The sequence below is a fragment of the Algiphilus aromaticivorans DG1253 genome, from assembly GCF_000733765.1.
Lineage (GTDB): Bacteria > Pseudomonadota > Gammaproteobacteria > Nevskiales > Nevskiaceae > Algiphilus > Algiphilus aromaticivorans.
In genome coordinates this window covers 2,028,654-2,051,683 of record NZ_JPOG01000001.1, presented here as the reverse complement: position 1 = coordinate 2,051,683, position 23,030 = coordinate 2,028,654, and the positions used below count along the sequence as shown (strand labels likewise).

The window sequence follows — 23,030 nt, the reverse complement described above, 5'->3', positions numbered from 1 at the left end:
CCGCCGCTCGAGGCCCTAGAGGGCCCTAACGCGTGGGTGCATGTCTTAGTGGGCCACCCTTATCGAGAACGCGACACGGAATGAACGGGTGCATGTCTTTTTGGGCCACCCCTTTCCGACTTCCCGAAAGATCACGCCATGCAATTGACCCTGCTGAAGGCTAAGCTGCACAAAGCCTGTGTCACGCACGCCGAGCTGGATTACGACGGCTCCTGCGCTATTGACGGCGATCTGCTGGATGCCGCCGGCATTCTCGAGTTCGAGCAGATCGATATCTACGACATCGCCAACGGCGAGCGCTTCACGACCTATGCCATCCGCGCCGAGTCCGGCTCGCGGGTGATTTCGGTCAACGGTGCGGCTGCGCACAAGGCACGCGTAGGTGACCGCGTCATCATTTGCGCCTACGGTCAGATGGAGGCGGGCAGCGCGCGCAACTTCAAGCCGCGGCTGCTCTATCTCGACGAGGGCAACCACGTCGTGCGCACCGCCAATACCATTCCCGTCCAGGCCGCTTGAGCAGTGCCGGGCCGGCTGAGCCGGCCGACAACACCCGCGCGCTCTTCCCGACGCTGATCTATGACGCGGCGCTGGGCGCACGCGGGGTAAAAGCGCTCAATCGCGAGCTGGTGGCGGAAGCCGAGCAGATCGCGGCCGCGGACGAGGCCGGTCAGGACTGGTCGGAAAGTCGCTATCCGGGCGGCTACACCAGCTATGCAACGCTGGATCAGCTGCAGCGGATGGCGCCGACCGTGCAGCATCTGGCGCGCCATTTGACGCGGCACGCGCTGCACTACGCGGAAGCGTTGCATTGGGATCTGCAGGGGCGCTCGCTGGTGATGAGCGACTGCTGGGTTAGCATCATGGGGCAGGGCTGTGGGCATCCCGGCCACCTGCACCCGCTGGCTGTGGTCAGCGGTACCTACTATGCGCAGGCCCCCAAGGGGACCTCCGGTCTGCGTTTCGAAGACCCGAGGCTGGCCAGCTTCATGGCGGCGCCGCCGCGCGCTGCCGATGCTCCCGATGCCCTGCGTCCGCACGTGTTGCTTCCGGCGCGCGCCGGGCGCCTCTATCTCTTCGAGAGCTGGCTGCGCCACGAGGTCCCGCCGAATCCCGTCAAGGAAGAGCGCGTGAGCTTCAGCTTCAACTTCGTGTGGGAGTAGGCGGCTACACTCGCGGCTGTACCAGCTGATGGTTGCGCCATGACCGCGTCACCCTCCGATCCGACCCCTAGCCCGAGTCCTGGCCCGAGCCACGATCCCGAGCTGCGAACCGCCGCTGAAACGTTGGCGCCGCAATCGCTTGTCGAGCTTTTTGCCAACGATCCTCAGCGTGCCGAGCGCTACCGGATCGAGGCCGCGGGTATGCACTACAGCTACGCCAAGCAGCGCGTGGACGATGGCGCACTGGACGCGCTGCTTGGCTTCGCGCGGCGCTGCGATCTGGAAGGGCGCATTGCCGCGCTCTTTGCTGGCGAAATGGTAAATCCGACGGAGGGACGCGCCGCGTTACACATGGCGCTGCGTGCGCCCGCCGGCCAGCGCTGGCAGGCGCTGGATGAGCCTGTGGATAAGGAAGTGCACGCTACGCGTGAACGCTTCCTCGACTTCGCCGAGGCCCTGCGCTCGGGGCAGGCGGCCGCGGCCGATGGCGGAGCAATCACAGATGTGGTCAACATCGGCATCGGCGGCTCTGATCTGGGGCCGCGCATGGTCTGCGAGGCGCTGGCACCGCTGGCCGACGGGCCGCGCACGCATTTCATCGCCAATGTCGACGCCGCCGAGCGCGAGGCGGCGCTGGCGCGCTGCGACCCGGCGCGCACGCTGATCATCGTTACCTCCAAGACCTTCACGACCCAGGAGACGATGGCCAATGCCGCCGGCGCGCGCGCTTGGCTGGTCGACGCCCTAGGCGAGGCGGCAGTCGGCGCCCATTTCGCGGCCGTTTCGACCAATCTGGCGGCGGCGCGCGACTTCGGTATTCCGGAGGATCGCGTCTTCGGTTTCTGGGAATGGGTGGGCGGCCGATACTCGCTGTGGTCCGCGGTCGGCCTGCCCATCGGCGTGGCGTTCGGCCGCAGTGGCTTCGAGCAGATGCTGGCCGGCGCGCACGCCATGGATGAGCATTTCCGTAGCGCCCCTGCGGAGGCGAACCTACCGGTGCTGATGGGGCTGATCGGCGTCTGGAACCGGAATCTGCTCGGCGCCGAGTCGCAGGTGGTGGTGCCGTATGCGCAGCGTCTGAAGCACTTCGTCGGGTGGCTGCAGCAGCTGGAGATGGAGTCGAACGGAAAATCGGTGGCGCTGGACGGCAGTGCTGTGCCTGGCCCAACAACGCCTGCGCTGTGGGGCGATGTCGGCACCAACGCCCAGCACGCCTTCTTCCAGATGCTGCACCAAGCGCCGCGCGCGCATCCGGTGGATTTCATCCTGCCGCTGGCAGCTGATCACGACGATGCCCAGCAGCAGCGGCTGCTGATCGCCAACTGTCTGGCGCAGTCCGCCGCGCTCATGCAGGGGCGCGACGAGAGCACGGTCGTTGCCGAACTGGAAGCGGCAGGGTTGAGCCCGGAAGCCGCACGCGCGGCGGCGCCGCATCGCGTTTTCAGCGGCAACCGGCCGTCGGCGACGCTGCTGCTGCCACGGCTGGACGCCTGGCACCTGGGGGCGCTGCTGGCGGCCTATGAGCACCGTACCTTCGTTCAGAGCGTGCTTTGGGGCATCAATGCCTTCGACCAGTGGGGCGTCGAGCTGGGCAAGCAGCTGGCCAAGCGGGTTGATGCCGTGCTGCGGGGCGAGGTGGGCGAGAATCTCGACGCTGACACCGACGCTCTGATTCAGCGTGCGCTAAAGCGCACCTCCTAGACTTCGTGCGCGAGCCATTTTCCTTAGGGAGCTTCCCCATGCATCACATTCTTCGCGTCTTCGTGATTCCGCTGCTGGCGCTGTCGCTGGGCGTTCAGGGTAGCGCGCTGGCCGGCACCGTCGGCACCGAGGCCATGCTGGCCGAAAGTGCTCCCCAGAGCGAGGCGCGCGCGACGGTGGACGCTGAGCTGGCACGCCAGGAAGTGCGCAGCCAGATGGCTGCGATGGGTGTCGATCCTGCAGCCGTCGACGCGCGGCTGGCGGCGCTCTCGGACGACGAGATGGCCGAGCTCGCCAACAACATCGAGTCGGCCCCTGCGGGTGGCTCGGTAATCGGGGTCGTGGGCGTGGTTTTCGTCGTGCTGCTGATTCTGGAGGCCGTGGGCGTCATCGACGTCTTCAAAGGTATCTAGGCGGCGTGGCGCGCAGCGCGCAGTGCTGCGCCGCAGCGTTGATTGCGGCGGCGTTGCTCGCCGGCTGCGCAGGGCGTGCGCCGGCACTCGGCGCAGTGATCGAGCGCGCGCCGGTCGAGCTGGTGGCAACGCCCTTTCACCCTCAGACCGCCCTGCAGTGCGGGCCGGCGGCTTTGGCCACGGTGCTGGGTGCCGAGGGCGTGCGCGTGCCGCCCGCCGAGCTGGAGCCGCGCCTCTTCCTTCCGGAACGCGGCGGTAGCCTGAAGACCGAGCTGATCGCCAGCACGCGCCAGTACGGTCGCATTCCGCTACAGCTGGATACGCGCATGCAGGCCATCGCCGACGCGCTGGACGCCGGCTACCCGGTGCTGGTGCTGCAGAACCTGGGCACACCGTGGACGCCGGTTTGGCACTACGCGGTGGTGGTGGGACTGGATCCCGAGCAGGAGCGGGTCGTGCTGCGCTCCGGCACCGAGCGGCGGCGCTTCGAGCACTCGGCCGATTTCATGCGCAGCTGGTCCTATGCCGGGCGCTGGGCCGTCGTCGCCGCGGACCCGCAGGAGGTGCCGGTGTTCGCGTCGCCGCGTGAGTGGCTGAGTGCCGCTGCGCCGGCCGAGAGCGCGGGTCAGATCGCCTTGGCAGAGTCCGCCTACGTGGCCGCGGTCGCGCGTTGGCCCGAGTCGGCACTGGCGCACGCGGCGCTGGGTAATGCCCGTCGCGCACGTGGCGAGGTCGAGGCCGCACGCGGCGCCTGGCGGCGAGCGCTGGCACTCGACCCGGATCTCGACGCCGCCCGGCGGAATCTGGCCGCTACCGCGCCCTGAGTGGATGAGATTGCGCGCCGCCTCCTCTATACTCGCGCGCCCCAAGTGTCTCTTAATCCTCGCCGCGCGCTGAAAAGGTGCGACGGCCAATCGCTATGAAGAGCTTCGAAGCGCCCCGGCGCACGCTGATGGGGCCCGGCCCCTCCGATGTCCATCCCCGCGTCCTGCAAGCCATGGCGCGCCCGACGATCGGTCATCTCGACCCCGCCTTCGTCGGCCTGATGGATGAAATCTGCGCGCTGCTGCGCCAAACCTTCCGCACTGAAAACGCTCTGACCTTCCCGGTCTCCGGCCCCGGCTCCGTCGCCATGGAGGCTTGCTTCGCGAACCTACTGGAGCCGGGCGACAAGATCATCGTCTGCGCCAACGGCGTCTTCGGTGGCCGCATGAAGCAGATGTCCGAGCGCTGCGGGGCCGAGGTGGTCATGGTGAACAGCCCGTGGGGGCGCGCCGTGGACGTGTCGGCCGTCGAGCAGGCCATCAAGGACAATGCCGACGCCCGCGTGCTGGCCTTCGTGCACGCCGAGACCTCCACCGGCGCGGCCAGCGATGCGCAAGCGTTGGCGAAGCTGGCGCAGGCCGCCGGCATGCTGACCATCGTCGATACCGTGACCTCGCTGGGCGGCATGCCGCTGGAGGTCGACGCCTGGGGACTGGACGCTGTCTATTCCGGCACGCAGAAGTGCCTCTCCTGCCCGCCCGGGCTGGCGCCGGTGACCTTCTCGCCGCGCGCCGTGGCGCGGGTGACCGAGCGCCAGACCGAGGTGCAGAGCTGGTTCATGGACCTGCGCCTGGTCATGGGTTATTGGCAGGGCGGCGCCAAGCGCGCCTATCACCACACCGCGCCTATCAACGCCCTCTACGGTCTGCACGAAGCCCTGTTGATGCTGCACGAGACCGGGCTGGAGCAAAGCTGGGCGCGTCATCGTGCCGCGCACGAGCGCCTGGTCGCCGGCCTGGCCGAGCTCGGGCTGAAGCTTCTGGTGCCCGAGGCCGAGCGCCTGCCGCAGCTCAACAGCGTCATCGTGCCCGACGACATCGACGAGGCCGCCGTGCGCGCCAGTCTGCTCAACGAGCATGGGCTCGAGATCGGCGCCGGCCTGGGTGATCTCGCCGGCGAGGTTTGGCGCATCGGCTTGATGGGGCAGTGCGCCGACGAGGCGCATGTGGACTTCTGCCTGAAGGCGCTGGGTGCCGTGTTGGCTGAGCAGCGGGCTGGGGCCGAGGTGTCTGCTTCGGCCTGAGGTTGTGGCGCTAGGGCGGCTCTATTCCCGTCCCTGCTCGTGAGTTCCGCGCCCCATAACCTCTGCGCTATCGCTTGTAGCCGCGCGACTGGCGCGGGTTCCTTTCTCTGCTTGTCCAGAGCAAGGAACCAAAGAGAGGACACCCCGAGGTGGAGCTCCGGCCCGCCTGCGGCGGCCTGGAGTCCCGGCGGCTGGTGGCGTGCTCGGGGCCGCCGTGAAGGGACATCCTGTCCCGTCACGGCTGGATCGGCCGTCCGGGCCGATCCTCCCCTGCGTGCGCCGCTAGCCGCCGCGCCACCAAGGGGGAAGGCGGAACGGCTCGTCGCTTCGCGACATCGCGCGATGACGTCCTCGCCATTTGCAGCGATGCCGCGAAGCGGCGAGCCAGAGCGATATGTGCCCTTTGAGGGGTGATGCGCGACCGACTTGCCGGCGGCAAGTCGCAGCGCGCATCACGGCTGGGCCATGGAAGGCCCAGCCCGGGTCACTTGGCGAGGTCCGGACGACCGAGCCTAGTGACCGCAGCGATCTTCGCGCTCCGAAACACAGGAGCTATCCGGCACAAGCGTTACTGCCCGAACCGCCGCTGTCACTAAGCTCGGCTCTTGCCTCGCTAAGTGACCCGGCCCGGACATCCTTGTCCGGGCGTTCGCCCGCTGCGAAGCGCCACCGGCGCTTCGGTCGGGCTCACCCGCGGCAGGCCACCCGGCGGGCACCATGGCTTTGGGTACTTTGGCCGGAACCAAAGTACCCCGCGCCTCAGTCAACCGGTGCTACGGCAGCTTGCCCGTATCAAGCGCGGAATCCCTGAGCACGCCGGTATCAGAAAAGGTTGCCGCAAGGCCCTAAGAGCACATTCGATAGTGCAGCGGTATCAGGACGCGGAACCCGCGAGCACAAGCGGTTCCAACTATCCGTTGTGCAGCGGGCGCTATGAATTGCTCAGTCTGTGGGTGAACTGCGCTACTCGCTAGTCGCCAGATGCCGCCCCAGCGCCCACTGCACATGCTCTCGCACAACCGGGTCCTCGTGATCCGCCCGCGCCCGCAGCGCGGCGATGACTCCCGATTCACCGGGCGCATTGCCCAGTGCCACGGCGATATTGCGCAGCCAGCCGCTGTAGCCGGCGCGGCGCAGCGCCATGCCGGCGGTGCGCTCCTCCCATTCGTCCTCGCTCCAGGCGAAGAGGTCGACCAGCTCGGTACCCTCCAGGCCGTGGCGCGGCGCGAAGTCCGGGATCGTGGCCCGCTGGGCGTAGCGGTTCCAGGGGCAGACCAGCTGGCAGTCGTCGCAGCCGAAGATACGGTTGCCGATGGCCGGGCGCAGCGGCTCCGGAATGCTGCCGCGGTGCTCGATGGTGAGATAGGAGATGCAGCGGCCGGCGTCCAGCTCGTAGGGGGCGACGATGGCCTGGGTCGGGCAGATGTCGATGCAGGCCTGGCAGCTGCCGCAGTGCGGCGTCGCCTCGGCTTCCGTTGAGGGCAGCGCCAGGTCGGTGAATATCTCGCCGAGGAAAAAGCCGGAGCCGGCTTCGCGGCTCAGCAGCAGGGTGTGCTTGCCGATCCAGCCGAGGCCGGCGTTGCGCCCGAGCGCCTTCTCCAGTACCGGTGCGCTGTCGGCGAAGACGCGGTAGCCGTGCGGGGCGATGGCTGCGCCCACGCGCTCGGCGAGCCGCGCCAGCCGCTTGCGCATCAGCTTGTGGTAGTCGCGGCCCAGCGCGTAGCGCGAGACATAGGCGCGGCGAGAATCGCGCAGCACCGGCCAGGCTTCGGCGGAATCCAGGCCGTAGTCCATACGCAGGCAGATGACGCTGCCTGTGCCGGGGCGCAGCGCTTCGGGGTCGGCGCGCAGGCTTGCCGTCTCGGCCATCCACTGCATGTCGGCGTGGCGCTGGCGGGCGAGCCAATCGCGCAGGTGCTCGCGGTCCGCGCTCAGGTCCAGGCGCGCGACCGCGGCATCCGAGAATCCTTCCTCGGCCGCCCAGTCGCGCAGTTGCCCGGACAGGCTGAGCAAATCCAGCGGGAACGCGTTGCTCACTATACTCGGCGCCATGAGCGAGCCATGGCTGCAATTCTACGCCGCTGCCGACGTGCGCGAGCTCGATCGGCGCGCCATCGAGGACCACGGCATTCCCGGCTACACGCTGATGCAACGCGCCGCGCAAGCGGCGTGGCGTCAGGCGAGGCGGGCCTGGGGGCTGCCGGATCGCCTGGTCGTCTTCTGCGGGCCCGGCAACAACGGTGGCGACGGTTACGAGATCGCCTGTCTGGCGGCAGCCGACGGGGTGTCGGTGGATCTGCGCGAGTTGCCCGGAGAGCGGCGTGGCGACGCCGCCACCGCGCGCGCGGCCTGGCAGGCGTGCGGAGCGATCTCCGACGATGTTGCTGCACCCGTGGCGCCGCCACAGCGCTCCGGCGAGGGCGCCTACGACGAGTCGGTTTGGATCGTGGATGCCCTGCTGGGCACTGGCTTGTCGCGGGCGCCCGAAGGACAAGCGGCCGAGGCTATCGCGATCATCAACGCCGCGCGCGTCGACGGTGCGCGCGTGCTGGCCGTTGATACTCCTTCCGGCCGCAACGCCGACACGGGCGCCGCGCCCGGCGCGGCCGTGGCCGCGGATCTGACGGTGACCTTCATTGGCGACAAGGTCGGTCTGCACACGTCTGGCGGCGCGGCTGCATCCGGGATCGTGCGCTGCGAGCCGTTGGGGGTCCCGGCGGCAGTCTACGAAGGCATCGCGCCGCGGGCGCGCCGGCTCGACGCAGCGTCCCTGCGCGGCTATTTCCCGCCGCGGGGGCGCGATGCCCACAAGAACCGCTTCGGGCACGTGTTGATCGTGGGCGGCGCGCCGGGTTACGCCGGCGCCGCTCTGCTCGCAGGGCGCGCCGCGCTGCGTTCCGGGGCGGGTCTGGTCAGCGTTGCCACGCATCCGGAGCACGCCGCGGCGCTGTGCGCCGCACAGCCGGAGCTGATGCTGCGCAGCGTAGAGGGGCCGGAGGATCTGGCGCCGTTGCTGGAGCGCGCCACGGTGCTTGCGCTGGGCCCGGGTCTGGGTACCGACGGCTGGGGGCGCAGCCTGTTCAACGCGCTGCGCGACAACGCGCTGCCACGCGTGCTGGATGCCGATGCGCTGAATCTGCTGGCCGAGATGCCGACGGCCGTGCCGGGGGCGGTGCTTACCCCGCATCCTGGTGAGGCCGCCCGCCTGCTGGAAACGAGCAATACCGAGATCGAAGCCGACCGCATCAAGACTGTGCGCGCGCTCGCCGAGCGCTACGACGCAACGGTCGTGCTGAAGGGCGCTGGCTCGCTGATCGACGATGGCAGCCAGCCGCCCTGGCTATGCACTGACGGTAATCCCGGTATGGCCTGCGGTGGCAGTGGCGACGTGTTGACCGGCGTGGTCGCTGCCTGTCTGGCGCAGGGACTGGCACCCGTGGATGCAGCGGCGGCTGCTGTGGCGGCGCACGCTCATGCCGGCGATCTGGCGGCGGCGGGCGGCGAGCGCGGCATGGTGCCGGGGGATCTGATCGATCGGCTGCGCGCTGCTGTGAACCCGGCAGTGCGTGGCGCCTGACACCGTGCCGGGGATGCGTCGCGATTTGCCCGACGAGGCTGCCACCGAGGCGCTGGGGCGGGCGCTGGCAAAGACTTTGCCGCGACCGGTGGCCGGAGTGATTGCGCTGGAAGGCTCGCTGGGCGCGGGCAAGAGCACGCTGGCGCGTGCGCTGCTGCGCGAACTCCGGGTGACCGGGACCATCCGCAGCCCGACCTACACCTTGGTCGAGCCCTACGAGAGCCCAGCCGGTCGCGTGCTGCACATGGACTGCTACCGGCTTGGCGATGCCGAGGAGCTGGACATGCTGGGTCTGCGCGACAGTCCGCCCGAGTCCACGCTCTGGCTGGTGGAGTGGCCCGAGCGCGCCGCCGGGGCACTGCCGGCGATCGATCTCGCGATTCGCTTGACGCTGCAGGGGAAGGGGCGCAGTGCGGAGATCGATGCACGACAAAACGGTCGGCTAGAGCAGACTTTGCATTCGCTGCATGAGTAAGTTGTGCTTAGTATCTGTTTGAAAAGGAAATAGGCCTTGCATTTTCGGGCGGCCCGGCGTAGCGTGCGAAATGGGGTTGTCCAGGGAGGCCACCATGCCTTCGAAGTCCATTCGCGCCAGATGTCTACTACTGCTGTCGATGCTGTTCGCTGCTGCACCCGCGGCGGCGACGGAGTTGCGCGACGTGCGCGTATGGGACGGCCCGCAGAATACGCGTGTGGTCTTCGACCTCAGCGGGGCCGCGGCGCACCGCGTTTTCACGCTGGCTGACCCGGAGCGCGTGGTCATCGACCTCGACGGTGTCAGCCCTGGCGAATTCAGCAACGATCTTCCCGAGGATGGTGTCATCGCCGGTCTGCGCAGCGCGCGTCAGCCCGACGGGAGACTGCGCGTTGTGCTCGATCTGAGCCGGGATGCGCGTGCCAGCAGCTTCGCGCTGCAGCCGCAGGCCGATTACGGGCATCGCATCGTCGTCGACCTGGCGACAGCCGGAGGTCGCCAGGCGCAGGGCAACACGCGTGCCGAGCCCGACACTTCTGCGGCGCCGGCGGTGGAGCCGGTGGCACGGCTGGAGCGCAAGGACATCGTCATCGCCATCGACGCCGGTCATGGTGGTGAGGACCCCGGCGCAGTCGGCGCTACCGGTCTCAAGGAAAAGGAGGTGGTGCTGGCGATCGCGCGCAAGCTGGCGGCGCTGGTCGACAGTCAGCCCGGCTTCCGCGCGATAATGATCCGCGACGGCGACTACTACGTCGGCTTGCGCGAGCGCGTCGCCAAGGCGCGGCAGGCGCAAGCCGATCTCTTCGTTTCTCTGCACGCCAATGCCTTCAAGGATTCGAGCGTGCAGGGCAGTGCGGTCTACACGCTGTCGCGCAGCGGCGCCAGCTCCGAGCAGGCGCGCTGGCTGGCGAAGCAGGAGAACGAGGCCGATCTGATCGGCGGCGTGCAGCTTTCCAGCAAGGACGACACGCTGAAGCATGTGCTGCTCGATATCTCGCAGTCGGCGGCCATCGAGGCCAGCGTCGATGCCGGCGACCGCATGCTGCAGTCGATCGGCCAGCTCAACAAGCTCCAGCGCGGCGAAGTGCAGCGCGCGGGCTTCATGGTGCTCAAGGCGCCCGACATTCCTTCCGTGCTCGTGGAAACCGCCTTCATCACGAACCCTGGCGAGGAGCGCAAGCTCGGCACTTCGGCCTTCCAGCAGAAGGTCGCGAGATCGGTCTTCGACGGCATCCGGGGTTACTTCGAGAACTACCGTCCGCTGCGTTACGTCGAGAGCGGTGCGGAGCAGCAGGCCCGTGCCGAGCCGCGGCGCCACGAGGTGCGGCGCGGCGATACCTTGAGCGAGATCGCCGAGCGCTACCGCGTCGAGTCGGCACGCCTGCGCCGGGCAAATGCTCTCGACGGCGATATGCTCCGCGTCGGCCAGGTGCTGCACATTCCCTGAGGGCGCATGAGGCGGCGCGGGCTGCTAGCCTTGCCGTATTGCCGCTGACTTGCGGCCCTGCATCGGATGAACTGCCATGAAGCGCGCTCTGCACCGCGGCGCCGGCTGCGCCCTATTGCTCGCCGTTGTCTGCCTGTCGGCCTGTTCGGGCGGCGGATCGGACGAGGATCTCAAGGTCTATCGGCACTCCGAGGACGGCGTGCCGACGAATCTCGATCCGCTGCATGCCGCGACGGTCTACGCCAATGTCGTTGTCGTCAATGCCTACGACACGCTCTACCGCTACAAGTATCTGGAGCGGCCCTACGAGTTGGTGCCGAATCTCGCGGCTGAAATGCCGACGATTTCCGACGATGGGCTGGTCTATACCATTCCCCTCAAGAAGACCGGGCGCTACATCGACAGTCCGGTTTTCGAGGGTGGCAAGAGCCGCACCGTCACGGCTCACGATTTCGTCTACTCCCTCAAGCGCCACTTCGACCCCGAAAACACCTCCCAGGGCAAATGGCTATGGGAAGGCAAGATCAAGGGCATGAAGGAGTGGGTCGAGGCCGGTGCCGATTACGACGAGGCGGTGCCCGGCTTGCGCGCTGTTGACGATTTCACCATACGTGTAGAGCTGACGCGTCCCTTCCCGCAGTTCGTGCACACGCTGGCAATGGGCTTTTCCGGCATTGTGCCGCCGGAAGCCGTTGAGGCGCACGGCCGCGACCTGGGCACGAAAGCCATCGGTTCGGGCCCATGGGAGCTGACGCACTACTCGCGCACGCAGGTGCGCTTCGACCCCAACCCGAACTTCCGCGAGGAGCCGCTCGATCTTGCCTACGAAGGCTATGAGAAAGCAGCGCACAGCGATCTCGGCATCGAGCATCTCGATGGCAAGGCGCCGCCTTTCGTCGATCAGCTGAAGATCGATTTCATCCAGGAGTCGGCTGCGCGTTGGGCCTCCTTCACCTCCGGGCGCGAGATCATGCTCTCCGGCGTGCCGGTGGAGCAGACCGATGCCGTACTAGCCTCGAAGGATCCGGTGACGCTGGAATCCGAATACGCCGAGCGCTATCACATGGACACGGGTCCGGAGGCGGGGCTGGTCTTCACGGTCTTCAACATGGACGACCCGGCCATCGGCTACAACGAGGATCCCGAGCGCCAGGAGCGTAACCGCGAGTTGCGCTGCGCCATGCGCGACGCCTTCGATTGGCAGCAGCGCAACGATCGCTTCTACGCCGGGCTGGGCATCGTTTTCCCGGGTGTGATCCCGCCGATTCTGGAGGAGTTCGACGAGGATCTGTCGCGCGATTCCGTGACGCACAATCCGGAGCGCGCCCGCGAGCGCCTGGAGGCCGCCGGTTGGAATGCCGACAACATCCCTGAGATGGAATACGGGCTGGTGACTTCGTCGCTGGCGCGCGAGATGTTCGAAGCCTTCCGCGGCAATATGGCGGACGCTGGCATTCCGCGCGACAAGGTACAGGCCGAGAGTTTCGCGACTTTCGGTGACTACAACCGCGCGCTGCGCAACTCGGAGCTGTCCATCATGGGCTACGGCTGGGGTCTGGACTACCCGGACGCTGAGAATGTCCTCCAGCTCTTCTACGGGCCGAACGCCGCCCCGGGGAGCAACGCTTCGAACTACCGCAACTCCGAATACGACCGACTCTACGAGAAGGCTTCCGAGATGATGCCGGGGCCCGAGCGCACGGCTATCTATCACCGCATGAACGAGATGCTGATTGATGACTGCGTCGGCGTTCTCGGTCTGACGCGTTCGCGCGTGACGCTGTGGCACAAGCAGGTGCGCGGACTGCCGGACCGGCAGGTGCTGGGCGGCTTCTGGCTGCGCTTCGTTGACGTCGAGGCCGTTGACGCCGAGGCCGTTGAGGCCGCCGAGGCTGTGGAGGGCTAGCAGCAGTCAATGCGCACGCTGGCCTTTCTTCTGCGGCGGATCGCTACTGGCATACCGTTGATCCTGGGCGTGACCTTTATCAGCTTCCTGCTGATGGTCTACTTTGGCCCCGAGATGACCTACGAGCTGCTTGGCAAGAACCCGACTGCCGAGCAGATCGCGCAGGTCCGCGCTCAACTGGGCTACGACCAGCCCTTCTGGGCACGGTATATCGATTATCTGTGGGAAATGCTGACCTTCGACTTCGGCAGCTCGCTGTCCACCGGCCAGGAGGTCACCGCGCTGCTCGCCGACGCGGTGCCGATATCGCTGGCACTGACGCTGCCGGGTTTCATCATCGGTAACGTTCTGGGGGTAGCGCTGGCGCTGGTGGCGGCCTGGTACCGCGGCGGCTGGATCGACCGCTCGATCATGGCGTTCTCCGTGGTGGGGATGAGCATCAGCTTCATCATCATCATCATCGCCTTCCAGATCATCTTCTCGTCGCGCTACGGGCTGAACTTCTTTCCGGTGCGTGGCTGGGACATGTCCAGCCTGGGTAGCTATCTCTATTACGTGACAGTGCCGACGCTTTCCATTGTCTTCGTCTCGCTGGGGTACAACACGCGCTTTTACCGTGCGGTTTTCGTCGAGGAGATCGGCCGCGACCACATCCGCACGGCCCGCGCCTACGGCGCCGGTGCCGGCACGATCCTGTGGAAGTACGTGCTGAAGAACAGCATGATCCCGATCATCACGCGCGTGATGTTCTCGATTCCCTCCATCGTCATCGCCGGCAGCCTGCTCATCGAGAGCTACTTCGGCATCCCCGGCGCCGGCAAGCTGGCCTTCGACGCGGTGACCACCGGTGACCAGCCGGTGCTCAAGGCCGTGGTGGGGGTGACTGCGCTGCTCTTCGTCGTCGTGCTTGTCATCAACGATCTGCTCTACCGGGTCTTCGACCCGCGCGTGGCCGTTCAATGAGCGCGGGTGGCGGCATCTGGCTGCGAGCCGGCCGGCGCCTGCTGCGCGATCGTGCCGGCATGACCGCGCTGGCGGTGGTCGCCTTCTATTTTCTCGTCGCCTGCGCTGTCTGGGCAGGCCTGGCCGGGCAGGCCTGGTCCGACATCGGCGCCGACAGCTTCGCGCCGGCCTCGGGCGAGCACTGGTTCGGCACCACGCGTAACGGGCAAGACATTTTCGCGCGAACGATCTACTCCACGCGCGTGGCTTTCGAAATCGGGCTGGTCGTGGCCATCAGTTCGACACTGCTTGGCGCAATCTTCGGCGCGCTATCCGGCTACTTCGCTGGTTCCTGGCTCGACGAGCTGATCCTCTGGCTGAAGGGCACGCTGGATGCGATTCCCTTTTTCCTCTTCGTGGTAGCGGTGGCCTATGCCATGCAGGGGCACGCCATGGCCATGCACCTGGCGATGATCGCGACTTTCTGGACGACGACTTCGCGCTATGTGCGCGGCGAGGTCATCAAGCTGCGTGCCATGGAGTTCGTCGAGGCTGCGCGTGCGGTGGGTGTGTCGCAGACGGCGATCATCTTCCGGCACGTGCTGCCCAACACGACCCACATCCTGCTGGTGCAGGCGACCATCGTCTTCGTCACCGCCATCAAGGCCGAGGTGATCCTGTCCTTCCTCGGGCTCGGCGTGCAGGACGGCGTTTCCTGGGGGCTGATGATCTCGCAGTCCACCAACGAGGTGACGGCGGGCTTCTTCAACAACTTCATTGCCGCCTCCGCAGCGATGTTCGTGCTGGTCATGGCCTTCAATTTCTTCTCTGACGCGCTGCAGGACGCGCTCGATCCGCGCAAGGTGGCCGAATGAGCGCGCTGCTGGCCGTGGAGGGTCTCGACGTGCGCTTCGCCACCGACGACGGGGAATTGCGCGCGTTGCACGGCGTGGATCTGACGGTCGGCGCCGGCGAGATCGTCGGCGTCGTGGGCGAGTCTGGTTGCGGCAAGAGCGTGACCGCCGCCGCCATCATGGGCCTGCTGCCGACCCCGCCCGCACGGTTGGCGGGCGGGCGGATCCTGTTCGACGGTCGCGAGATCCAGGGGCTGTCGCAGAAGGCGATGCGGCCACTGCGCGGGCCCGGCATGGCGATGATCTTCCAGGAACCGATGACCGCGCTGAACCCGGTCTTCACGGTGGGCAGCCAGATGACCGATGTGCTGCGCCGGCACGAGAAGCTCACGCGCAGCGCGGCTAAAGCCCGCGCGGCGGACTGGCTGGACCGTGTCGGCATTCCGGCGCCGCGTGCCAAGCTGGGTGCCTATCCACACGAGCTTTCCGGCGGCATGCGCCAGCGCGTGATGATCGCCATGGCGCTGTCCTGCAAGCCGCGCCTGCTCATCGCGGACGAGCCGACTACCGCCCTGGACGTCACCATCCAGGCGCAGGTGCTGGAGCTGATCCGCGAGCTGGTGCGCGCCGAGAACGTTGCCATGCTGCTCATCACCCACGATATGGGTGTGGTCGCCGAGACCTGCGACCGCGTGCACGTCATGTACTGCGGCCGGGTCGTCGAGGAGGCGCCGGTGGCCGATCTCTTCGCCGCACCGCGCCATCCCTACACGGCCGGGCTGCTGGCCTGCCTGCCCCGCGTCGACGGGGTCCACGGCGAACGATTGCCGACAATTCCGGGTCGGGTGCCGGAGCTGCACGCCCTGCCGAAGGGGTGTGCCTTCGCCGACCGCTGCCCGCGAGTGCAGGACGACTGCCATGCCGCGCCGCCGCCGCTGCGCGCGCTCGGGGCCGTGCGCGTGGCCTGCCTGCATCCGGAGCCGGTGTGATGCTGCTGGAAGTCCGTGGCCTGAAGAAGTACTTCGGCGGTCGCCGCTTTCCGCCGAAGCCGCCCTTGCGCGCGGTCGACGGCGTCGATCTCGACATCGCGCGCAGCCAGACGCTGGCGCTGGTCGGCGAATCCGGCTGCGGCAAGTCGACGCTGGGGCGCGCCATCCTGCGCCTGCAGGAGCCCACCGCGGGCAGCGTTGCACTGGATGGTCGCCCAGTCACCGGTATTTCCCGCCGCGCTCTGCGCGCCCGCCGGCGCGAGATGCAGATCGTCTTCCAGGACCCCTTCGCCTCCCTCAATCCCCGGCGTTCCATTGGTCAGATCCTGGAGGAGCCGCTACTCGTGCACCGCGTCGGCGACCGCAATGCCCGGCAGGCGCGCGTCCTCGAGTTGCTCGATATCGTCGGGCTGCGCGCGGCGATGGCGACGCGCTATCCGCACGAATTCTCAGGCGGTCAACGCCAGCGCGTCGGCATCGCCCGCGCGCTGGCGCTGTCGCCCAGCTTCATCGTCGCCGACGAGGCGGTGTCGGCCTTGGATGTGTCGGTGCAGTCGCAGATCCTGAATCTGCTCGCTGATATTCGCCGCGATTTCGGGATCAGCTTCCTGTTCATCTCGCACGATTTGGCGGTGGTGCGCCACATCGCCGACGCGGTGGCGGTGATGTACCTGGGCCGCATCGTCGAGCAGACCGACGCCGCCACCCTCTTCGATGGTGCGCGGCACCCCTATACTCGTGCGCTGCTGTCGGCCGTGCCGGTGCCCGACCCGCAGACCAAGCGCAATCGCATCGTCCTACCCGGCGACGTGCCCTCGGCCACGCACCCGCCGGCCGGTTGCCCCTTCCACCCGCGCTGCCCGGAAGCCTTCGACCGCTGTCGCACTGAGATTCCGCCGCTGGTCAATGCCGCGGCGCCGGGGCAGCCGGTGCATCTGGCGGCGTGCCATCTGCACCCGGCGGGCGGTGGTGGTGGCGAACCGCGATAGAACCACAGATTTCTTTGTGGTTCCGGTGAGCGCCGGTGAAGTTCGCGCCACCAGAGAAAATCCCCTGAATCTGCGAAATCTGTGGCTTCAGAGCTCTTCCGAACCTGCGTCTACGTGCGGTTCAGCTCGCGGCGCCGGGCCGGCGAACCACCCGCACCTTGCCGCTCCCGCCGCCGCCGCAGAAGAAGCGGTCGACGCCGTCCGATTCGAGGCCGGAGACCATCGTCCCGGAGGGCAGATCGAGACTCTCGAGGACGTCTCCGGTGGCGCCATCGATTCGCCGGATCGCCCAGTTGTCACCGTCGCCGCAACCGTGCCAGAGCGCCCCGTCGAGCCACGTCACGCCGGTGACGAAGCGGTCGCTCTCGATGGTGCGCAGGATGGCGCCGGATTGCGGGTCGAGCTGGTGAATCCTGTGGTCGCGATACTGCCCGACCCACAGCGTGCCTTCGGCCCAGGCCATGCCGGAAGCGCCCCCTTCGGGCGCCGGAATGGTGCCGAGCACGCTGCCGGTTTCCGGATCGACCTTCTGGATGTGGCCGTCGCCGAGCTGGAACAGGTGGCGGCCGTCGTAGGCGGTTCCGGCATCGGCCGCGATCTCGAGGGTGCGCCGGATGGCGCTGCTCTCCGGGTCGAGCGCGGTCAGTCCGCACTTGCTGGCGAACCAGATGCTGTCGCCGTCGTAGGTAAGCCCGTGCACGCCCTCGACGCCGGGGAAGGGGCCGTGCTCCTGGATGATGTCTGCGTTTGATCGTTTCATGCGCCGCATCCTAATCAGTGGGCAGTGCGGCGGGGAGTAACAAGGCTGTCGTGAATCCGGGCACCGAGGGCAGCGTCCAGCGACGGGCGCGGCCGCGACCGAGCCACTGCACCTTCCCGGCCGCGGCGAGCGCCCCGAGCGACCGCTGCACGCTGCGCTGGCTGGTTCCCAGGACGGTTGCCAGTGCCGAGCTCGACCATGCCCGGCCGTCCGCCAGCAACGCCAGGACCTGCGTGTGCGCCTCGTCCACGGGCGGCGCCAGCACCGCGACCTCGCATGCCGCTCGCGGTGCGAGCACATAGCCGCGCCGCGTCGCGCGGACGCCGGCCATCGGTCGCAGTGCGGCGCGCAACCGGCCCATCTCGACGCGGAGGCGGGCGCGATGCGATTCGTCGTCGAGCCGCAGGCGGAAGGCGCGCGCGACCAGCGTCTCGCGCGCGACGTCGTCCGGCCAGGCTTCGCCCAGCGTGCGGGCGAGGGTGAACAGGATCGGGCGGCTGGCCAGCGACACCGTGTCGTTGCCGAAGCGCACGGCGAACCGGCAGGCATCCACCACCAGCTGCCCGGAAGCCATCAGCGCTTCGGCCTCGGCGAGGGTGAGAAGCTGCTGCGCGCCGTTCCGCCAGCGGCGCGCGGCCGGCGCGCTCAGCATGCGGGTCGCGTTCTCGACTTCCGCCGCCAGTGCCGGGATCGCCGCGGCGCGGGCAGCGCCTTCGGCCCGGAACAGCGCGGCACGCGCTTCCGCGGTGCGCAGGCGGCGCATGGCGATGCCGGCGGCGACCAGTGCGTGCAGAGCGCCGGTCGCGGGTGGCAGGGATGCGGTCGTTTCCTTGCCCAGCGCCGTCTCCGCTTCGTCGATACGGCCCGCCAGCAGCAGACGGCGCGCGTCCAGAATGCCGGCGTGCGCGGCATTGGTGGCGTCGCCGTGCTCGGAAAGCGCGGCGCGGGCCGCGATCAGCGCCTGCACGGGCCCGTTCAGATCGCGCGCGGCGAAGGCCACTTCGGCCTCGGCGACGACGCATCGCGCCCGATGCACGACTTCCTCCGGGCCGAAGGCGCGGGCGGCGCGGCGCAGCAGCGCCCGGGCGCGGTCGAGCTCGTCGAGCTGCGCCATCGCGATGCCGCGCAGTGCCAGGGCCGGCGCATCGTCGCGCAGCGCCACCCGGTTCAGTGCACCGAGCGGGTCGCCTGCAGCAAGCGCGCGCGCCGCGGCATTGATCAACGAATCCATCGGCGAGTCCTTCGGGATCGCGCCAAACTTGTCACTCTCATCGCGTGCCGCCCGGCGATTAGCTTCTCCTGCGCCAATCGACCGCAGGAGAGGAAGCGATGACACAGCATACGATCGGAACACGCGAAGAGTGGTTCGCGGCCCGACTCGAGCTGCTCGAGGCCGAGAAGGCGCTGACCCGGCGCGGCGACGAGCTGGCGCGCCAGCGGCAGGCGTTGCCCCGGGTGCGGATCGACAAGGACTACCGCTTCGAGACGGAGGCCGGGCCTGCCTCGCTGGCGGACCTCTTCGACGGTCGCTCGCAGCTTCTTGTCTACCACTTCATGTTCGGCCCCGACTACAGCGCAGGCTGCCCCTCGTGCTCCTCGACCGCGGACGGCTTCGACCCCATCGTCGTGCATCTCGCCCACCACGATGTCACGCTCATGGCGGCGTCGCGGGCGCCGCTCGCCCGATTGCTGGCCTACAGGCGGCGCATGGGCTGGCGTTTCCCCTGGGCCTCGTCGCACGACAGTGATTTCAATGCCGATTTCAGCATCTGGTTCACCGAGGCGCAGCAGCGCGCAGGCGACGTCGAGTACAACTATCGGCACGAGCCGGTGTTCGAATGGCGCCCGGATGCGGAAGTCGGCGGCCTGACCGCCGAGGCACGCATCGCCGCCATGTGCGGCACCCATGTCCCTACCTTCCACCGCGACCGACCGGGTATGAGCGCCTTCGTTCTGGAGGACGGCGTCGTTTATCACACCTATTCGGCCTATGCGCGCGGGCTGGACGACCTGTGGAGCATGTACCAGTGGCTCGACCGTGCGCCGATGGGGCGCAACGAGCACGGTGTCTGGTGGCGGCGCCACGACGAGTACAGCGATGGCTGATGCCATCGACGCGGCCGACTGGCTCGGCCTGGCGGCCGCCCCGATCTTTGCGGGCATGGCGCTGGTGAGCGGTATTGCCGGCGATGGCCGGATTGCCCTCTGCTCGGTCGGACAAGGGGCGTGGCCGTTGAGCGAAATGGTCCTGATGTACCTGCTGATGAGCTTCTTCCATCTGGCTCCCTGGGTCCGGGCGCTGTCCGGGCGGAGGCCGTCATAGCATCAGGGCGGTGTGCGGACGCGTCCGTCGGTACGGCCTCTCGCTGCAGTGCGTCGGCATGGTCTCTCGCTGCGGTGTTTGGGGAAATCTATATTCTGTCCCGGATATGTGCGGCAGCTTTGCGGTATGGGGAAGTGGCGCCAGTAGGGGCGCCTCGTGGTTCGCCGCAAAGCCGCGAGTCGTCCATTCCCCCGATCTCGCCATCTATGCGAATCTGTGGCCCCGCCACTTCTTGAAGCGGCTCGATCGCCCGCAATCTGCGGTTTTCCATCCGTGCCTCTCGTGGCCGAACACGTTCCTACATGTCTATACAGCGTCTCCCGCTAGAACTGGTCAACCAGATCGCGGCCGGTGAGGTTGTCGAGCGGCCGGCCTCGGTGATCAAGGAGTTGGTGGAGAACAGCTTCGACGCCGGCGCGCGCGCGGTGTCGGTGGATCTGGAGCAGGGCGGGCTGCGGCTGATGCGCGTGCGCGACGACGGCTGCGGCATCGACGCCAATGAACTGGCGCTGGCCTGCAGCGCCCATGCCACCAGCAAGATTGCCTCGCTGGACGATCTGGAGGCCGTTGCCAGCTTCGGCTTCCGCGGCGAGGCGTTGGCGAGCATCCTGTCGGTATCGCGCTTCAAGCTGGCCTCGCGCACAGCCGAGGCCGAGCACGGCTGGGCTGTGCGCGGCGAGGGCGGCCTGGACGGCGAGCTGACGCCGGACGCCCAGCCGCTCGGCACGACCATGGAGGTGCGGGATCTTTTCTGCAATACGCCGGCGCGGCGCAAGTTCCTGCGCGCCGAGGCCACCGAGGCGCGCCATGTCGATCAGGCGCTGAAGCGGCTGGCGCTGGCGCGCGCCGATGTCGGCATGGCGCTGTCGCACAACGGCCGCACGCTCTGGCGCTGCCCGCCCCAGACGCTGGAGGCGCGGGCTCGCCAGCTCATTGGCGAGGAATTCTTCGCCAACGCGATTCCGGTCGAGGCCGCCGCAATGGGCATGAGCCTGCAGGGCTGGATCAGCGTGCCGGCCTTCTCGCGCGCGCAGGCCGATATGCAGCACTTTTTCCTCAACGGCCGCGCGGTGCGCGACCGCGTTGTGGCCGGCGCCGTGCGGCGGGCCTATGCCGATGTGCTGCATGGCGCGCGCCATCCCGCCTTCCTGCTCTTCCTGTCGCTGGATCCGGCGCGGGTCGATGTCAATGTGCACCCGGCCAAGCGCGAGGTGCGTTTCCGCGATTCCGGGCGCGTGCACGAGTTCCTGCAGCAGTCGCTGCAGCGCGCGCTGGGCGCCATACGCCCCGATTCCGGGCAGCATCAGTACGCACCCGCTGCGGGCCGCGGCGGCGGCAGCGGCGGTGGGCATGCGCCGGCTCCGCCAGCGCCATCAGTAGCGGATTGGGTGCGGGTTGCCGAGGCCGAGGCGCGCTACGCGCCGTCGGGTTTTTCCGCCACGCAAGCGCGGGAAGCCGCCGGGACGGAGACCGCCGTAGCCACCGAGGCGGCGACGGCGTCAGCGCAAGACGTGCCGTCGGAGGGACCGCAAGTGCCGCCGCGCGCGGCAAGCGGCGCGGCGCTCGGCGAACCCCTGGGCCAGCTGCACGGCATCTACGTGATTGCACAGAACAACGAAGGCCTGGTCGTGGTCGACCAGCACGCCGCGCACGAGCGCATCCTCTTCGAGCGCCTGAAGGCGCAGTACGCGGCCGGCACCATTCCGCGGCAGCAGTACCTGGTTCCGGTGGCCGTGACGGTCCCCGAGGATGTGGCCGACTATGGGGAGCAGCGCGCGGCCGAGCTGGCCGAGCTGGGGCTCGAGATCGAGCGCAGCGCGCCGGGCCAGCTGCGCCTGCGCGCCGCGCCGCCCATCCTCTCGGCCGAGGCCGCCGGAGCGCTGCTCAAGCGCGTGCTGGGCGTGGCGGTAGATGCCGAGGGCAGCCATCATCTGGGCGAAGTACTGGATGCCCAGCAGCGCGTGCTGGCCGATGTTGCCTGCAAGGCCGCCATCAAGGCGCACCGGCGGCTGAGCCTGCCCGAGATGACGCAGCTGCTGCGCGATATCGAGGCCACCGAGCGTTCCGGCCAGTGCAGCCACGGCCGCCCGACCTGGGTGCAGATGCCGCTGTCGGCGCTGGATCGGCTCTTCATGCGTGGGCAGTAGAACGGTGGCGCAGATTCCGGCGATCGTCGTGCTGGGGCCGACGGCCTCGGGTAAGTCGGGTTTCGCGCTCGATCTCTGCGAGCGGCTGGGCGGGGAACTGATCAGCGTCGACTCGGCGCAGGTCTATCGCGGCATGGATATCGGTACCGCCAAGCCCAGCGCCGAAGAGCAGGCGCGCGTGGCGCATCATTTGATCAATATCCGTGACCCCGCCGAGACTTATTCGGCGGCTCAGTTCGCCATCGACGCCGCCGGCTGCATGGCCGAGATTCGCGACCGCGGCCGGGTGCCGGTGCTGTGCGGCGGGACGATGCTCTATTTTCGCGCGCTTTTCGGCGGCCTCTCCGATCTACCTTCGGCCGATCCGGCGCTGCGCGCTCGGATCGCCGCAAAGGCCGAAGCCGAGGGCTGGCCGGCGCTGCACGCCGAGCTGGCGAAGAAGGACCCGGTGCGGGCCGCGCAGCTGCATCCCAACGACAGTAGCCGCATCCAGCGCGCGCTGGAGATCGTGGCGCTCAGCGGCGGGCGCGCCAGCGCTCTGCAGGATGGGGGGCGGCCGGTGGCGGCGCTCGGTCCGCTGCGCGTGGTGCGTTGGGAGCCCTTGGAGCGCGAAGCGCTGCGTGCGGTCATCGCCGAGCGTTTTGAGGTCATGCTGGAAGCCGGCCTGCTGGCCGAAGTGCGCGCGCTGCACGCCCGCGGCGATCTGCACGCGGAACTAACGGCCATCCGGGCGGTCGGTTATCGTCAGCTTTGGCAGTATCTCGATGGGCAATGCAGCCTTGAGAGTGCGACGGCGGCGGCCATCAAGGCCACGCGCCAGCTCGCCAAGCGTCAGACGACCTGGCTGCGAAGCGGGCTGGTGGAGCGGGTGCTTGTGCACGATGGCGACGCGGTGTTCAATGTCCAGAGCACAGGGGGTGCAGCAGCAGCCGCTGCTGCATGGTGTGATAATGAAGTTCAAAGAACTATCGCGGCGCACAGCAGCCGCGAGACCAACATAAAAGGAAAGCAGGCATGACCAAAGGACAGACGTTGCAGGAGCCCTTCCTCAACACGCTGCGCAAGGAACGCATCCCGGTCTCGGTGTATCTGGTTAACGGGATCAAGTTGCAGGGGCAGGTGGAATCCTTCGACCAGTTCGTCGTGCTGCTGCGCAATGCGGTCAGCCAGATGGTCTACAAGCACGCTATTTCCACGATTGTGCCGGCGCGACCGGTGCGTGTCGCCGACATCGACGACAGCGAAGAGCAGTCGGAGAGCTGATATCGCCGCGATG

Annotated in this window: 22 protein-coding genes; 19 read left to right on the top strand and 3 right to left on the bottom strand. The window is 68.1% G+C overall.

Features of this window, described 5'->3' with window-relative positions:
* The first annotated feature begins 138 nt into the window (after positions 1-138).
* From panD to U743_RS09555, 6 genes are all read left to right on the top strand, one after another.
* Positions 139-519 (top strand): aspartate 1-decarboxylase, encoded by a 381-nt coding sequence (panD, locus tag U743_RS09580; RefSeq protein ID WP_043767666.1) that lies wholly within the window; start codon positions 139-141, stop codon positions 517-519.
* Positions 516-1,163 carry a TIGR02466 family protein gene (locus tag U743_RS09575; protein ID WP_052367833.1) on the top strand — a complete coding sequence of 216 codons (648 nt, stop codon included), beginning with the start codon at positions 516-518 and terminating at the stop codon, positions 1,161-1,163. The genes panD and U743_RS09575 overlap by 4 nt, the downstream gene beginning before the upstream one ends.
* A 39-nt stretch (positions 1,164-1,202) precedes the next feature.
* Positions 1,203-2,864, top strand: a complete 1,662-nt coding sequence (gene pgi / locus U743_RS09570) for a glucose-6-phosphate isomerase (RefSeq protein ID WP_084191459.1) — start codon at positions 1,203-1,205, stop codon at positions 2,862-2,864.
* Between the two features lie 38 nt (positions 2,865-2,902).
* Positions 2,903-3,277: a PA2779 family protein gene (locus tag U743_RS09565; protein ID WP_043767663.1), complete on the top strand. Its 375-nt coding sequence runs from the start codon at positions 2,903-2,905 to the stop codon at positions 3,275-3,277.
* A 5-nt stretch (positions 3,278-3,282) separates the two neighbouring features.
* Positions 3,283-4,101: a PA2778 family cysteine peptidase gene (locus U743_RS09560; protein ID WP_156966397.1), complete on the top strand. Its 819-nt coding sequence runs from the start codon at positions 3,283-3,285 to the stop codon at positions 4,099-4,101.
* 89 nt (positions 4,102-4,190) lie between these two features.
* Positions 4,191-5,345 (top strand): pyridoxal-phosphate-dependent aminotransferase family protein, encoded by a 1,155-nt coding sequence (locus U743_RS09555; protein ID WP_156966530.1) that lies wholly within the window; start codon positions 4,191-4,193, stop codon positions 5,343-5,345.
* A 963-nt stretch (positions 5,346-6,308) separates the two neighbouring features.
* On the opposite strand, the gene queG is transcribed toward U743_RS09555, so the two are convergent.
* Positions 6,309-7,385 (bottom strand): tRNA epoxyqueuosine(34) reductase QueG, encoded by a 1,077-nt coding sequence (gene queG / locus U743_RS09550; protein WP_408607398.1) that lies wholly within the window; start codon positions 7,383-7,385, stop codon positions 6,309-6,311.
* Positions 7,386-7,395: 10 nt separating this feature from the next.
* Here queG and U743_RS09545 point away from each other — a divergent pair, with 10 nt between their 5' ends.
* From U743_RS09545 to U743_RS09510, 8 genes are all read left to right on the top strand, one after another.
* Entirely contained in the window at positions 7,396-8,922 is a 1,527-nt protein-coding gene (locus tag U743_RS09545) for a bifunctional ADP-dependent NAD(P)H-hydrate dehydratase/NAD(P)H-hydrate epimerase (RefSeq protein ID WP_043767656.1), read from the top strand.
* A gap of 13 nt (positions 8,923-8,935) precedes the next feature.
* Complete coding sequence (gene tsaE, locus U743_RS09540; RefSeq protein WP_043767653.1) at positions 8,936-9,397, top strand: tRNA (adenosine(37)-N6)-threonylcarbamoyltransferase complex ATPase subunit type 1 TsaE; 462 nt, start codon at positions 8,936-8,938, stop codon at positions 9,395-9,397.
* Positions 9,398-9,491: 94 nt separating this feature from the next.
* Positions 9,492-10,844 (top strand): N-acetylmuramoyl-L-alanine amidase, encoded by a 1,353-nt coding sequence (locus U743_RS09535; RefSeq protein WP_043767649.1) that lies wholly within the window; start codon positions 9,492-9,494, stop codon positions 10,842-10,844.
* A gap of 76 nt (positions 10,845-10,920) precedes the next feature.
* The gene (locus tag U743_RS09530; protein ID WP_043767646.1) at positions 10,921-12,750 is read left to right on the top strand and encodes an ABC transporter substrate-binding protein; all 1,830 of its coding nucleotides are present in this window, start codon (positions 10,921-10,923) and stop codon (positions 12,748-12,750) included.
* A gap of 9 nt (positions 12,751-12,759) precedes the next feature.
* The gene (locus tag U743_RS09525; protein ID WP_043767643.1) at positions 12,760-13,713 is read left to right on the top strand and encodes an ABC transporter permease; all 954 of its coding nucleotides are present in this window, start codon (positions 12,760-12,762) and stop codon (positions 13,711-13,713) included.
* The gene (locus tag U743_RS09520) at positions 13,710-14,567 is read left to right on the top strand and encodes an ABC transporter permease (protein WP_052367830.1); all 858 of its coding nucleotides are present in this window, start codon (positions 13,710-13,712) and stop codon (positions 14,565-14,567) included. The genes U743_RS09525 and U743_RS09520 overlap by 4 nt, the downstream gene beginning before the upstream one ends.
* Positions 14,564-15,535 carry an ABC transporter ATP-binding protein gene (locus tag U743_RS09515; protein WP_043767641.1) on the top strand — a complete coding sequence of 324 codons (972 nt, stop codon included), beginning with the start codon at positions 14,564-14,566 and terminating at the stop codon, positions 15,533-15,535. The genes U743_RS09520 and U743_RS09515 overlap by 4 nt, the downstream gene beginning before the upstream one ends.
* Positions 15,535-16,524 (top strand): ABC transporter ATP-binding protein, encoded by a 990-nt coding sequence (locus U743_RS09510; protein ID WP_043767639.1) that lies wholly within the window; start codon positions 15,535-15,537, stop codon positions 16,522-16,524. Before U743_RS09515 ends, U743_RS09510 begins: the two co-directional genes overlap by 1 nt.
* 121 nt (positions 16,525-16,645) lie before the next feature.
* Here the strand turns inward: U743_RS09510 and U743_RS09505 are convergent, their stop codons facing one another.
* Both U743_RS09505 and U743_RS09500 read right to left on the bottom strand, forming a co-directional pair.
* The gene (locus U743_RS09505; protein ID WP_043767636.1) at positions 16,646-17,284 is read right to left on the bottom strand and encodes a Vgb family protein; all 639 of its coding nucleotides are present in this window, start codon (positions 17,282-17,284) and stop codon (positions 16,646-16,648) included.
* 10 nt (positions 17,285-17,294) lie between these two features.
* Entirely contained in the window at positions 17,295-18,515 is a 1,221-nt protein-coding gene (locus U743_RS09500) for a hypothetical protein (protein ID WP_043767633.1), read from the bottom strand.
* Positions 18,516-18,613: 98 nt separating this feature from the next.
* On the opposite strand from U743_RS09500, the gene U743_RS09495 reads away from it, so the two are divergent.
* From U743_RS09495 to hfq, 5 genes are all read left to right on the top strand, one after another.
* Positions 18,614-19,390, top strand: a complete 777-nt coding sequence (locus tag U743_RS09495) for a DUF899 domain-containing protein (protein ID WP_043767630.1) — start codon at positions 18,614-18,616, stop codon at positions 19,388-19,390.
* Positions 19,383-19,607, top strand: a complete 225-nt coding sequence (locus U743_RS09490; RefSeq protein WP_052367826.1) for a hypothetical protein — start codon at positions 19,383-19,385, stop codon at positions 19,605-19,607. Before U743_RS09495 ends, U743_RS09490 begins: the two co-directional genes overlap by 8 nt.
* 302 nt (positions 19,608-19,909) lie before the next feature.
* Positions 19,910-21,754 (top strand): DNA mismatch repair endonuclease MutL, encoded by a 1,845-nt coding sequence (mutL, locus tag U743_RS09485; RefSeq protein WP_043767625.1) that lies wholly within the window; start codon positions 19,910-19,912, stop codon positions 21,752-21,754.
* Complete coding sequence (miaA, locus tag U743_RS09480) at positions 21,744-22,772, top strand: tRNA (adenosine(37)-N6)-dimethylallyltransferase MiaA (RefSeq protein WP_232226759.1); 1,029 nt, start codon at positions 21,744-21,746, stop codon at positions 22,770-22,772. Before mutL ends, miaA begins: the two co-directional genes overlap by 11 nt.
* Positions 22,769-23,017 (top strand): RNA chaperone Hfq, encoded by a 249-nt coding sequence (gene hfq / locus U743_RS09475; protein WP_043767621.1) that lies wholly within the window; start codon positions 22,769-22,771, stop codon positions 23,015-23,017. The genes miaA and hfq overlap by 4 nt, the downstream gene beginning before the upstream one ends.
* The last annotated feature ends 13 nt before the right edge of the window (positions 23,018-23,030 follow it).